This window comes from Salmonella sp. 741265055_HSA (assembly GCF_046569525.1).
Classification (GTDB): Bacteria; Pseudomonadota; Gammaproteobacteria; order Enterobacterales; family Enterobacteriaceae; genus Salmonella; species Salmonella enterica.
This window is the reverse complement of sequence record NZ_JBKFSQ010000058.1, coordinates 1-13,787: the sequence shown is the minus strand read 5'-3', so window position 1 is coordinate 13,787 and position 13,787 is coordinate 1. Positions and strand designations below refer to the sequence as shown.

Sequence of the window (13,787 nt, the reverse complement as noted above, 5' to 3'; positions counted from 1 at the left end):
TAAAAGGGCATCATTTGATGCCCTTTTTGCACGCTTTCACACCAGAACCTGGCTCATCAGTGATTTTATTTGTCATAATCATTGCTGAGACAGGCTCTGTAGAGGGCGTATAACCCGAAAGGCGAATAAGCGTTTCGATTTGGATTGCCTCGCGATTGCGGGGTGAAAATGTTTGTAGAATACTTCTGACAGGTTGGTTTATGAGTGCGAATACCGAAGCTCAAGGGAGCGGGCGCGGCCTGGAAGCGATGAAGTGGATAGTTGTTGCCATATTGCTGATCGTCGCAATCGTCGGCAACTACCTCTATCGCGACATGATGCTGCCGCTGCGTGCGCTGGCCGTAGTAATTCTGATTGCTGCAGCGGGTGGTGTCGCGCTGTTGACGACAAAAGGTAAAGCAACCGTTGCTTTTGCCCGTGAAGCGAGAACCGAAGTCCGTAAGGTCATTTGGCCGACTCGCCAGGAAACGCTGCACACCACGCTGATCGTCGCTGCGGTTACCGCAGTTATGTCACTGATCCTGTGGGGACTGGATGGTATTCTGGTTCGCCTGGTATCCTTTATCACTGGCCTGAGGTTCTGAGATGTCTGAAGCACCTAAAAAGCGCTGGTACGTCGTTCAGGCGTTTTCCGGTTTTGAAGGCCGCGTAGCCACATCGCTGCGCGAGCATATCAAATTACACAATATGGAAGAGCTGTTTGGCGAAGTCATGGTGCCGACTGAAGAAGTCGTTGAGATCCGTGGCGGCCAGCGTCGCAAAAGCGAACGCAAATTCTTCCCGGGTTACGTTCTGGTCCAGATGGTCATGAACGACGCAAGCTGGCACCTGGTGCGTAGCGTGCCGCGTGTGATGGGCTTTATCGGCGGTACCTCTGACCGTCCGGCGCCGATCAGCGACAAAGAAGTCGATGCGATCATGAACCGCCTGCAGCAGGTTGGCGATAAGCCGCGGCCGAAAACTCTGTTTGAACCGGGTGAAATGGTTCGTGTTAACGACGGTCCGTTCGCAGACTTTAACGGCGTTGTCGAAGAAGTCGATTATGAGAAGTCTCGCCTGAAAGTGTCTGTTTCTATCTTCGGTCGTGCGACCCCGGTAGAGCTGGACTTCAGCCAGGTTGAGAAAGCGTAAGGCTGCGATCAAAAAAGCAGCGATCTAATCGTTGCATAGGGCGCGAAATTGACATACAATTTCGCGCCTTTTGTTTTTATGGGCCTTATGCCCATAAAGCGATATTTATCACGGGGAGCTTCTTTGAAGCGATACTACCCAATTCGAGGAATTTAGAATGGCTAAGAAAGTACAAGCCTACGTCAAGCTGCAGGTTGCAGCTGGTATGGCGAACCCGAGTCCGCCGGTTGGTCCAGCACTGGGTCAGCAGGGTGTGAACATCATGGAATTCTGCAAAGCGTTCAACGCAAAAACGGATTCCATCGAAAAAGGTCTGCCGATTCCGGTTGTTATTACCGTTTACGCTGACCGTTCTTTCACCTTCGTTACCAAAACGCCTCCGGCAGCTGTTCTGCTGAAAAAAGCGGCTGGTATCAAGTCTGGTTCCGGCAAGCCGAACAAAGATAAAGTAGGTAAAATTTCCCGCGCTCAGCTGCAGGAAATCGCGCAGACCAAAGCTGCCGACATGACCGGTGCCGACATTGAAGCGATGACTCGCTCCATCGAAGGTACTGCACGTTCCATGGGCCTGGTAGTGGAGGACTAAGAAATGGCTAAACTGACCAAGCGTATGCGCGTGATCCGTGAAAAAGTTGATGCGACCAAACAGTACGACATCAACGAAGCTATTGCCCTGCTGAAAGAGCTGGCCACTGCTAAATTCAACGAAAGCGTTGACGTTGCCGTTAACCTCGGCATCGACGCTCGTAAATCTGACCAGAACGTTCGTGGCGCGACTGTACTGCCGCACGGTACTGGCCGTTCTGTTCGCGTTGCCGTATTTACCCAGGGCCCGAACGCTGAAGCAGCTAAAGCTGCTGGCGCTGAGCTGGTAGGTATGGAAGATCTGGCTGACCAGATCAAGAAAGGCGAAATGAACTTCGACGTTGTTATCGCATCCCCGGATGCAATGCGCGTTGTTGGCCAGCTGGGCCAGGTTCTGGGTCCGCGCGGCCTGATGCCAAACCCGAAAGTCGGTACCGTAACGCCGAACGTTGCTGAAGCAGTTAAGAACGCTAAAGCAGGTCAGGTTCGTTACCGTAACGACAAAAACGGCATCATCCACACCACCATCGGTAAAGTGGACTTTGACGCTGACAAACTGAAAGAAAACCTGGAAGCTCTGCTGGTTGCGCTGAAAAAAGCAAAACCGAGCCAGGCGAAAGGCGTGTACATCAAGAAAGTTAGCATCTCCACCACCATGGGTGCTGGCGTTGCCGTTGATCAGGCTGGTCTGAGCGCATCTGCGAACTAAGATTAGTCTTTACGTGGGCGGTGATTTTGTCTACAATCTTACCCCCACGATTCTGTTGAAATATAACAGAGCACTATGCGAGTCATTTGAATTGCAGCAAGGCAGCAAGTGAGTGAATCGCCAGGAGCATAGTTAACTATGTGACTGGTGTGAACGAGCGCAGCTAACACAGCTGCGGTTCAAAGGACGAAGTCATAGAAAGAATTTGTTCGTTGGAGCCTGGCCTATCCAGGCCTCCGTCGAAGACCGCAGGTGTCTCGTAAGAGGCTTAATCCCCTGCGTAGACGGTGACAGAACGCTAAGATTATTTTTGATACTCTGGCTTGTTTCTGCTCACCGTATTAAGACGCTCTTCTCGTTGAGATGAGTGAAGTGAGTTCCGGAACATGAGTTCCGGCAAACATCCAGGAGCAAAGCTAATGGCTTTAAATCTTCAAGACAAACAAGCGATTGTTGCTGAAGTCAGCGAAGTAGCCAAAGGCGCGCTGTCTGCAGTAGTTGCGGATTCCCGTGGCGTAACTGTAGATAAAATGACTGAACTGCGTAAAGCAGGTCGTGAAGCTGGCGTATACATGCGTGTTGTTCGTAACACCCTGCTGCGCCGCGTCGTTGAAGGTACTCAGTTCGAGTGCCTGAAAGACACGTTTGTTGGTCCGACCCTGATTGCATACTCTATGGAACACCCGGGCGCTGCTGCTCGTCTGTTCAAAGAGTTCGCGAAAGCGAATGCAAAATTTGAGGTCAAAGCTGCAGCCTTTGAAGGTGAGCTGATCCCGGCGTCTCAGATCGACCGCCTGGCAACTCTGCCGACCTACGAAGAAGCAATTGCACGCCTGATGGCAACCATGAAAGAAGCTTCGGCTGGCAAACTGGTTCGCACACTGGCTGCTGTACGCGATGCAAAAGAAGCTGCGTAATCGCAGTTGTCTTTATCAAGCATTTGCTTACGTATAAACTTATTCTGATATTCAGGAACAATTTAAATGTCTATCACTAAAGATCAAATCATTGAAGCAGTATCCGCTATGTCCGTAATGGACGTTGTAGAACTGATTTCTGCAATGGAAGAAAAATTCGGTGTTTCCGCTGCAGCTGCTGTAGCTGTAGCTGCTGGCCCGGCTGAAGCTGCTGAAGAAAAAACTGAATTCGACGTAATTCTGAAAGCTGCTGGCGCTAACAAAGTTGCTGTTATCAAAGCAGTACGTGGCGCAACTGGCCTGGGTCTGAAAGAAGCTAAAGACCTGGTAGAATCTGCTCCGGCCGCTCTGAAAGAAGGCGTGAGCAAAGATGACGCTGAAGCACTGAAAAAATCTCTGGAAGAAGCTGGCGCTGAAGTTGAAGTTAAATAAGCCAACCCTTCCGGTTGCAGCCTGAGAAATCAGGCTGATGGCTGGTGACTTTTTAGTCACCAGCCTTTTTGCGCTGTAAGGCGCCAGTAGCGTTTCACACTGTTTGACTACTGCTGTGCCTTTCAATGCTTGTTTCTATCGACGACTTAATATACTGCGACAGAGCGTACGTTCTGTGTAAATCGCAATGAAATGGTTTAAGCGTGATAGCAACAGGCATTGCGGAAAGTATCCATTTTCCGGTCAACAAAATAGTGTTGCACAAACTGTCCCCCGCAGGACAGATGGGTCGACTTGTCAGCGAGCTGAGGAACCCTATGGTTTACTCCTATACCGAGAAAAAACGTATTCGTAAGGATTTTGGTAAACGTCCACAAGTTCTGGATGTACCTTATCTCCTTTCTATCCAGCTTGACTCGTTTCAGAAGTTTATCGAGCAAGATCCTGAAGGGCAGTACGGCCTGGAAGCAGCCTTCCGTTCCGTGTTCCCGATTCAGAGCTACAGCGGTAATTCCGAGCTGCAGTACGTCAGCTACCGCCTTGGCGAACCGGTGTTTGACGTTCAGGAATGTCAGATCCGTGGCGTGACCTATTCCGCACCGCTGCGCGTAAAACTGCGTCTGGTGATCTACGAGCGCGAAGCGCCGGAAGGCACCGTTAAAGACATTAAAGAACAAGAAGTCTACATGGGCGAAATTCCGCTCATGACCGACAACGGTACCTTTGTTATCAACGGTACTGAGCGTGTTATCGTTTCTCAGCTGCACCGTAGTCCGGGCGTCTTCTTTGACTCCGACAAAGGTAAAACCCACTCTTCGGGTAAAGTGCTGTATAACGCGCGCATCATTCCTTACCGTGGTTCCTGGCTGGACTTCGAATTCGATCCGAAGGACAACCTGTTCGTGCGTATCGACCGTCGCCGTAAACTGCCTGCGACCATCATCCTGCGTGCGCTGAACTACACCACTGAGCAGATCCTTGACCTGTTCTTTGAGAAAGTCGTCTTCGAAATTCGCGACAACAAACTGCAGATGGAGCTGATTCCAGAACGTCTGCGCGGCGAAACCGCGTCGTTCGATATCGAAGCTAACGGCAAAGTGTACGTTGAAAAAGGCCGTCGCATTACCGCGCGTCACATCCGTCAGCTGGAAAAAGACGATATCAAGCATATCGAAGTTCCGGTTGAGTACATCGCAGGCAAAGTCGTCTCTAAAGACTACGTTGACGAATCCACTGGCGAGCTGATCTGCGCGGCGAACATGGAGCTGAGCCTGGATCTGCTGGCTAAGCTGAGCCAGTCCGGCCACAAACGTATCGAAACGCTGTTTACCAACGATCTGGACCACGGCCCGTACATTTCTGAAACGGTACGCGTCGACCCAACTAACGATCGTCTGAGCGCGCTGGTAGAAATCTACCGCATGATGCGCCCTGGTGAGCCGCCGACACGCGAAGCGGCTGAAAGCCTGTTCGAGAACCTGTTCTTCTCCGAAGACCGCTATGACCTGTCTGCAGTGGGTCGTATGAAGTTCAACCGTTCTCTGCTGCGCGACGAAATCGAAGGTTCCGGTATCCTGAGCAAAGACGACATCATTGATGTCATGAAAAAGCTCATCGATATCCGTAACGGTAAAGGCGAAGTCGATGATATCGACCACCTCGGCAACCGTCGTATCCGTTCCGTCGGCGAAATGGCGGAAAACCAGTTCCGCGTTGGCCTGGTGCGTGTAGAGCGTGCGGTGAAAGAGCGTCTGTCTCTGGGCGATCTGGATACCCTGATGCCTCAGGATATGATCAACGCCAAGCCGATTTCCGCCGCAGTGAAAGAGTTCTTTGGTTCCAGCCAGCTGTCTCAGTTTATGGACCAGAACAACCCGCTGTCTGAGATTACGCACAAACGTCGTATCTCCGCACTAGGCCCAGGCGGTCTGACCCGCGAACGCGCAGGCTTCGAAGTTCGAGACGTACACCCGACGCACTACGGTCGCGTATGTCCTATCGAAACGCCGGAAGGTCCGAACATCGGTCTGATCAACTCCCTGTCCGTGTACGCACAGACGAACGAATATGGCTTCCTTGAGACGCCGTACCGTCGTGTGGTTGATGGCGTGGTCACTGACGAAATTCATTACCTGTCTGCTATCGAAGAAGGCAACTACGTCATCGCTCAGGCGAACTCCAACCTGGATGACGAAGGCCACTTTGTAGAAGACCTGGTAACGTGCCGTAGCAAAGGCGAATCCAGCTTGTTCAGCCGCGACCAGGTTGACTACATGGACGTTTCCACCCAGCAGGTGGTCTCCGTCGGTGCGTCCCTGATCCCGTTCCTGGAACACGATGACGCCAACCGTGCATTGATGGGTGCGAACATGCAACGTCAGGCGGTTCCGACTCTGCGCGCTGATAAGCCGTTGGTTGGTACCGGTATGGAACGTGCTGTTGCCGTCGACTCCGGTGTGACTGCAGTCGCTAAACGTGGCGGTACTGTTCAGTACGTGGATGCATCCCGTATCGTTATCAAAGTTAACGAAGACGAGATGTACCCGGGTGAAGCAGGTATCGACATCTATAACCTGACCAAATACACCCGCTCTAACCAGAACACCTGTATCAACCAGATGCCGTGTGTGTCTCTGGGCGAGCCGGTTGAACGCGGCGACGTGCTGGCAGACGGTCCGTCCACCGACCTCGGTGAACTGGCGCTCGGTCAGAACATGCGCGTGGCGTTCATGCCGTGGAACGGCTACAACTTCGAAGACTCCATCCTCGTATCTGAGCGTGTTGTTCAGGAAGACCGTTTCACCACCATCCACATTCAGGAACTGGCGTGCGTGTCCCGTGACACCAAGCTGGGGCCGGAAGAGATCACCGCTGATATCCCGAACGTGGGTGAAGCTGCGCTCTCCAAACTGGATGAATCCGGTATCGTTTACATCGGCGCGGAAGTGACCGGCGGCGACATTCTGGTTGGTAAGGTAACGCCGAAAGGTGAGACCCAACTGACGCCAGAAGAGAAATTGCTGCGTGCGATCTTCGGTGAGAAAGCGTCTGACGTTAAAGACTCTTCTCTGCGCGTACCTAACGGTGTCTCCGGTACGGTTATCGACGTTCAGGTCTTTACTCGCGATGGCGTAGAAAAAGACAAACGTGCGCTGGAAATCGAAGAGATGCAGCTCAAGCAGGCGAAAAAAGACCTGTCTGAAGAACTGCAAATCCTCGAAGCGGGCCTGTTTAGCCGTATCCGTGCGGTGCTGGTGTCCGGCGGCGTTGAAGCTGAGAAGCTCGACAAACTGCCGCGCGACCGCTGGCTGGAACTCGGTCTGACCGACGAAGAGAAACAAAATCAGCTGGAACAACTGGCTGAGCAGTATGACGAACTGAAACACGAGTTCGAGAAAAAACTTGAAGCGAAGCGCCGTAAAATCACCCAGGGCGACGATCTGGCGCCGGGCGTGCTGAAGATCGTGAAGGTCTATCTGGCCGTGAAACGCCGTATCCAGCCGGGTGACAAGATGGCAGGTCGTCACGGTAACAAGGGTGTTATCTCTAAGATCAACCCGATCGAAGACATGCCTTACGATGAAAACGGCACGCCGGTAGATATCGTACTGAACCCGCTGGGCGTACCATCGCGTATGAACATTGGTCAGATTCTGGAAACCCACCTGGGTATGGCTGCGAAAGGTATTGGCGACAAGATTAATGCCATGCTGAAACAGCAGCAGGAAGTCGCGAAACTGCGCGAATTCATCCAGCGTGCCTACGATCTGGGCGCCGACGTTCGTCAGAAAGTCGATCTGAGCACCTTCAGCGATGATGAAGTGCTGCGTCTGGCTGAAAACCTGCGTAAAGGTATGCCGATCGCAACGCCGGTATTCGACGGTGCGAAAGAGTCTGAAATCAAGGAACTGTTACAGCTGGGTGGCCTGCCGACTTCCGGTCAGATCACCCTGTTCGATGGCCGTACCGGTGAGCAGTTCGAGCGCCAGGTTACCGTTGGCTACATGTACATGCTGAAACTGAACCACCTGGTTGATGACAAGATGCATGCGCGTTCTACCGGTTCTTACAGCCTGGTTACTCAGCAGCCGCTGGGTGGTAAGGCGCAGTTCGGTGGTCAGCGCTTCGGGGAGATGGAAGTGTGGGCGCTGGAAGCTTACGGCGCCGCCTACACCCTGCAGGAAATGCTCACCGTTAAGTCTGATGACGTGAACGGCCGTACCAAGATGTATAAGAACATCGTGGACGGCAACCATCAGATGGAACCGGGTATGCCGGAATCCTTCAACGTTCTGTTGAAAGAGATCCGCTCGCTGGGCATCAACATCGAACTGGAAGACGAGTAATTCTCGCTCAAACAGGTCACTGGTGTCGGGGTAAAACCCGACACCAGATTGTGCTAACTCCGACGGGAGCAAATCCGTGAAAGATTTATTAAAGTTTCTGAAAGCGCAGACTAAAACCGAAGAGTTTGATGCGATCAAAATTGCTCTGGCTTCGCCAGACATGATCCGTTCATGGTCTTTCGGTGAAGTTAAAAAGCCGGAAACCATCAACTACCGTACGTTCAAACCTGAGCGTGACGGCCTTTTCTGCGCCCGTATCTTTGGGCCGGTAAAAGACTACGAGTGCCTGTGCGGTAAGTACAAGCGCCTGAAACACCGTGGTGTTATTTGTGAGAAGTGCGGCGTTGAAGTGACCCAGACCAAAGTACGCCGTGAGCGTATGGGCCACATCGAGCTGGCGTCTCCGACTGCGCACATCTGGTTCCTGAAATCGTTGCCGTCCCGTATTGGTCTGCTGCTCGATATGCCGCTGCGCGATATCGAACGCGTACTGTACTTCGAATCTTATGTGGTTATCGAAGGCGGTATGACTAACCTGGAACGTCAACAGATCCTGACTGAAGAGCAGTATCTGGACGCGCTGGAAGAGTTCGGTGACGAATTCGACGCCAAGATGGGTGCGGAAGCTATCCAGGCCCTGCTGAAGAGCATGGATCTGGAGCAAGAGTGTGAAACTCTGCGCGAAGAGCTGAACGAAACCAACTCCGAAACCAAGCGTAAAAAGCTGACCAAGCGTATCAAACTGCTGGAAGCCTTCGTACAGTCTGGCAACAAGCCAGAGTGGATGATCCTGACCGTTCTGCCGGTTCTGCCGCCAGATCTGCGTCCGCTGGTTCCGCTGGATGGTGGTCGTTTCGCCACGTCAGATCTGAACGATCTGTATCGTCGCGTCATTAACCGTAACAACCGTCTGAAGCGTCTGCTGGATCTGGCTGCGCCGGACATCATCGTACGCAACGAAAAACGTATGCTGCAGGAAGCGGTTGACGCCCTGCTGGATAACGGTCGTCGCGGTCGTGCGATCACCGGTTCTAACAAGCGTCCTCTGAAATCTTTGGCCGACATGATCAAAGGTAAGCAGGGTCGTTTCCGTCAGAACCTGCTCGGTAAGCGTGTTGACTACTCCGGTCGTTCTGTAATCACCGTAGGTCCATACCTGCGTCTGCACCAGTGCGGTCTGCCGAAGAAAATGGCGCTGGAGCTGTTCAAACCGTTCATCTACGGCAAGCTGGAACTGCGTGGCCTTGCCACCACCATCAAAGCCGCGAAGAAAATGGTTGAGCGTGAAGAAGCTGTCGTTTGGGTTATCCTGGACGAAGTTATCCGCGAACACCCGGTACTGCTGAACCGTGCACCAACACTGCACCGTCTGGGTATCCAGGCATTTGAACCGGTACTGATCGAAGGTAAAGCTATCCAGCTGCACCCGCTGGTTTGTGCGGCATATAACGCCGACTTCGATGGTGACCAGATGGCTGTTCACGTACCGCTGACGCTGGAAGCCCAGCTCGAAGCGCGTGCGCTGATGATGTCCACCAACAACATCCTGTCTCCGGCGAACGGCGAACCTATCATCGTTCCGTCTCAGGACGTGGTATTGGGTCTGTACTACATGACCCGTGACTGTGTTAACGCCAAAGGCGAAGGCATGGTGCTGACTGGCCCGAAAGAAGCTGAGCGTATCTATCGCGCAGGTCTGGCCTCTCTGCATGCGCGCGTTAAAGTGCGTATCACTGAATATGAAAAAGATGAAAACGGCGAATTCGTTGCGCACACCAGCCTGAAAGACACGACCGTTGGTCGCGCCATTCTGTGGATGATCGTACCGAAAGGTCTGCCTTTCTCCATCGTCAACCAGGCGCTGGGCAAGAAAGCGATCTCCAAAATGCTGAACACTTGTTACCGTATTCTGGGCCTGAAACCGACCGTTATTTTTGCGGACCAGACGATGTACACCGGCTTTGCTTATGCAGCGCGTTCAGGTGCGTCCGTTGGTATTGATGACATGGTCATCCCGGAGAAAAAACACGAGATCATCTCTGAGGCGGAAGCTGAAGTTGCTGAGATCCAGGAGCAGTTCCAGTCCGGTCTGGTAACCGCTGGCGAACGCTATAACAAAGTTATCGATATCTGGGCTGCGGCGAACGATCGTGTATCCAAAGCGATGATGGATAACCTGCAAACCGAAACCGTGATTAACCGTGACGGCCAGGAAGAGCAGCAGGTCTCCTTCAACAGCATCTACATGATGGCCGACTCCGGTGCGCGTGGTTCTGCGGCACAGATTCGTCAGCTTGCTGGTATGCGTGGTCTGATGGCGAAGCCGGATGGCTCCATCATCGAAACGCCAATCACCGCGAACTTCCGTGAAGGTCTGAACGTACTCCAGTACTTCATCTCCACGCACGGTGCGCGTAAAGGTCTGGCGGATACCGCACTGAAAACTGCGAACTCCGGTTATCTGACCCGTCGTCTGGTTGACGTCGCGCAGGATCTGGTGGTGACCGAAGATGACTGTGGTACGCACGAAGGTATCCTGATGACCCCGGTTATCGAGGGTGGCGACGTGAAAGAGCCGCTGCGTGACCGCGTTCTGGGTCGTGTGACGGCGGAAGATGTGCTGAAACCGGGTACCGCGGACATTCTGGTTCCACGCAACACGTTGCTGCACGAACAGTGGTGTGACCTGCTGGAAGCAAACTCCGTTGACGCCGTTAAAGTGCGTTCCGTTGTATCCTGCGACACCGACTTTGGTGTATGTGCGCACTGCTACGGTCGTGACCTGGCGCGTGGCCACATCATCAACAAAGGTGAAGCTATCGGCGTTATCGCGGCACAGTCCATCGGTGAACCGGGTACACAGCTGACGATGCGTACGTTCCACATCGGTGGTGCGGCATCGCGTGCGGCTGCTGAATCCAGTATCCAGGTTAAGAACAAAGGTAGCATCAAGCTCAGCAACGTGAAGTCGGTTGTGAACTCCAGCGGTAAACTGGTTATCACTTCCCGTAACACCGAACTGAAGCTGATCGACGAATTCGGTCGTACCAAAGAGAGCTATAAAGTGCCTTATGGCGCTGTCATGGCGAAAGGTGATGGCGAGCAGGTTGCCGGCGGCGAAACCGTGGCAAACTGGGACCCGCACACCATGCCGGTTATCACTGAAGTGAGTGGTTTCATCCGCTTCACTGACATGATCGACGGTCAGACCATTACGCGTCAGACCGACGAACTGACCGGTTTGTCTTCGCTGGTGGTTCTGGATTCGGCTGAACGTACTACCGGTGGTAAAGATCTGCGTCCGGCGCTGAAAATCGTTGATGCTCAGGGTAATGACGTTCTGATCCCAGGTACCGATATGCCTGCGCAGTACTTCCTGCCGGGGAAAGCGATTGTACAGCTGGAAGATGGCGTACAGATCAGTTCTGGTGACACCCTGGCGCGTATTCCGCAGGAATCCGGCGGTACCAAGGATATCACCGGTGGTCTGCCGCGCGTTGCCGACCTGTTCGAAGCGCGTCGTCCGAAAGAGCCGGCAATCCTTGCTGAAATCGCAGGTATCGTTTCCTTCGGTAAAGAAACCAAAGGCAAACGTCGTCTGGTGATTACGCCGGTTGATGGTAGTGACCCGTACGAAGAGATGATTCCGAAATGGCGTCAGCTCAACGTGTTCGAAGGGGAACGTGTAGAACGTGGTGATGTGATTTCCGATGGTCCGGAAGCGCCGCACGACATTCTGCGTCTGCGTGGCGTTCATGCTGTGACGCGTTACATCGTTAACGAAGTCCAGGATGTATACCGTCTGCAGGGCGTTAAGATTAACGATAAACACATCGAAGTTATCGTTCGTCAGATGCTGCGTAAAGCGACCATCGAAAGCGCTGGTAGCTCCGACTTCCTGGAAGGCGAGCAGGTTGAATACTCACGCGTCAAGATTGCTAACCGCGATCTGGAAGCGAACGGCAAAGTGGGCGCAACCTTCTCCCGCGATCTGCTGGGTATCACCAAAGCGTCTCTGGCAACCGAATCGTTCATCTCTGCCGCATCGTTCCAGGAGACCACGCGTGTCCTGACCGAAGCAGCCGTTGCGGGTAAACGCGACGAACTGCGCGGCCTGAAAGAGAACGTTATTGTGGGTCGTCTGATCCCGGCTGGTACCGGTTATGCGTACCACCAGGATCGTATGCGCCGTCGCGCCGCGGGCGAGCAGCCAGCAACACCGCAGGTCACTGCGGAAGATGCATCTGCCAGCCTGGCAGAACTGCTGAACGCAGGTCTGGGCGGTTCTGATAACGAGTAATCGTTAAATGGTGGAGGGGTATTTATCCCTCCACCAGCATTGTGCTGGAGCTTGTACATCAAGTTGTTACAGGGAAGGGGAAATGCCAGCAATCATTTCATTATTTTATTTAGTGTTTGGTTTTTTTTTATTTACAAGAAAAATTAGGATCTCAAAACTTCTCTCTGGGTTTTTATTGTTTTTGTCATTGAATATATTGCAACATAACCCTCTGCTGATATTTATCTATTGTCTTTTTATTATCATTGCCACTATTATTATTGGCAGAATAAATACCAGCAAAGCCAAAAAGGAAGTTTTTTATTTTTCAATGCCATGCTGGCTTTTGATTTTATCTGTAATTATAAATTTAATGAATAAATGAATTATTTTTTCATGTCTCTTGTTTCTCGCATTATTTGTAAAAACTCATTATCACTGGTTATATGAATAAATTGTCCAGTTTTTGCATTATATTTTGCCATCGCGCAGGGAATACTATTACCGCCGTTAGCCATAACAAATTTTGCTTTTGTATTACGATAAAGATTGACGCCAGGAATGGGGTCCTGACCGAATGTATAAGGCGTTGGGACACTTACATTATGTTTTTCTGAGAACCACTTTGGTAACTTCCCACCAAAACCATCAATCGGGGTGATGAATGTAGAAAATCCACAATACTCAAAATTGAAAGTTTTTTTACCATTGGGTTTGTTTTTTTCTGTAACATTGAGTCCAAATGTGACTTTAAATTTATCCCATAAATCTAAGTTATTAAAGTCTATTGGCTCGCCATTATAAAATGCCTGCTGTTCATACATTAAATGATAAACCTGTTTTAATACCTGTATGCTGGTAGGGCTAATAGTATTCGCAAAGGAGGGTAAGCCATTTTTGCTATAAATCTGCTCTTTTATAAAATATATACATGTGCCTTTGAAAAGATTCATGTCCTGTCCTTACAGTCAAACGTTTATTGATGGGTAAGATGATAAAGGACGTCATCTAATTATTACAGTTCTTTTGGAGATGTTTTTATCAGGAATGCATTATATTTGCTATATGAATATTGTTGATTGAAGCTGATAAGCTAATAAATAGCTATTATTTTGAGTTGAAAAAACACGGGCCGGTAAAGTGTGTATCACTGGGCGATTGAAAAGAAATTAATCGATTAAAGGCAACCGACGATACAGCTCAATCATGCCGCCTGCCAGATCCTGAATAACCATTGCATTCATCAGATGATGAGCCTGTCAGTAATTCTGTGTAACTGCCACTGTATTAAAGGTGATCGCTCAGGCGATCACCGAACTCGATAATAAAGCGGCTCATCGCCAGCCGCCAGTTCTGGATCGGCATACTCCATTTTTTTGACGCATCCT

General features: G+C 51.4%; 9 protein-coding genes and 2 pseudogenes. 9 read left to right on the top strand and 2 right to left on the bottom strand.

From position 1 onward, the window contains the following. Positions 1–200: 200 nt before the first annotated feature. From secE to ACLD4K_RS20975, 9 genes are all read left to right on the top strand, one after another. Positions 201–584 (top strand): preprotein translocase subunit SecE, encoded by a 384-nt coding sequence (gene secE, locus ACLD4K_RS21015; RefSeq protein ID WP_001275691.1) that lies wholly within the window; start codon positions 201–203, stop codon positions 582–584. A gap of 1 nt (position 585) precedes the next feature. Beyond that, positions 586–1,131 (top strand): transcription termination/antitermination protein NusG, encoded by a 546-nt coding sequence (gene nusG / locus ACLD4K_RS21010; RefSeq protein ID WP_001287521.1) that lies wholly within the window; start codon positions 586–588, stop codon positions 1,129–1,131. Between the two features lie 157 nt (positions 1,132–1,288). Continuing rightward, positions 1,289–1,717, top strand: coding sequence for a 50S ribosomal protein L11 (gene rplK / locus ACLD4K_RS21005; RefSeq protein ID WP_001085926.1), 429 nt, complete (start codon positions 1,289–1,291; stop codon positions 1,715–1,717). A 3-nt stretch (positions 1,718–1,720) separates the two neighbouring features. Next, positions 1,721–2,425 (top strand): 50S ribosomal protein L1, encoded by a 705-nt coding sequence (gene rplA, locus ACLD4K_RS21000; protein WP_001096676.1) that lies wholly within the window; start codon positions 1,721–1,723, stop codon positions 2,423–2,425. Between the two features lie 419 nt (positions 2,426–2,844). Continuing rightward, entirely contained in the window at positions 2,845–3,342 is a 498-nt protein-coding gene (rplJ, locus tag ACLD4K_RS20995) for a 50S ribosomal protein L10 (protein ID WP_001207203.1), read from the top strand. Positions 3,343–3,408: 66 nt separating this feature from the next. Next, complete coding sequence (gene rplL / locus ACLD4K_RS20990; RefSeq protein ID WP_000028882.1) at positions 3,409–3,774, top strand: 50S ribosomal protein L7/L12; 366 nt, start codon at positions 3,409–3,411, stop codon at positions 3,772–3,774. 317 nt (positions 3,775–4,091) lie between these two features. Beyond that, complete coding sequence (gene rpoB, locus ACLD4K_RS20985; RefSeq protein ID WP_183060642.1) at positions 4,092–8,120, top strand: DNA-directed RNA polymerase subunit beta; 4,029 nt, start codon at positions 4,092–4,094, stop codon at positions 8,118–8,120. A gap of 76 nt (positions 8,121–8,196) precedes the next feature. Beyond that, entirely contained in the window at positions 8,197–12,420 is a 4,224-nt protein-coding gene (rpoC, locus tag ACLD4K_RS20980; protein ID WP_411012451.1) for a DNA-directed RNA polymerase subunit beta', read from the top strand. 82 nt (positions 12,421–12,502) lie between these two features. Next, positions 12,503–12,784, top strand: a complete 282-nt coding sequence (locus ACLD4K_RS20975) for a hypothetical protein (protein ID WP_001110911.1) — start codon at positions 12,503–12,505, stop codon at positions 12,782–12,784. 1 nt (position 12,785) lies between these two features. Here ACLD4K_RS20975 and ACLD4K_RS20970 read toward each other — a convergent pair. Together ACLD4K_RS20970 and ACLD4K_RS20965 are read right to left on the bottom strand one after the other, a co-directional pair. Further along, a pseudogene (locus tag ACLD4K_RS20970) lies at positions 12,786–13,132 on the bottom strand (cytoplasmic protein). Positions 13,133–13,568: 436 nt separating this feature from the next. Beyond that, a pseudogene (locus ACLD4K_RS20965) lies at positions 13,569–13,649 on the bottom strand (PTS lactose/cellobiose transporter subunit IIA); the annotation flags it as partial. Positions 13,650–13,787 lie beyond the last annotated feature (138 nt).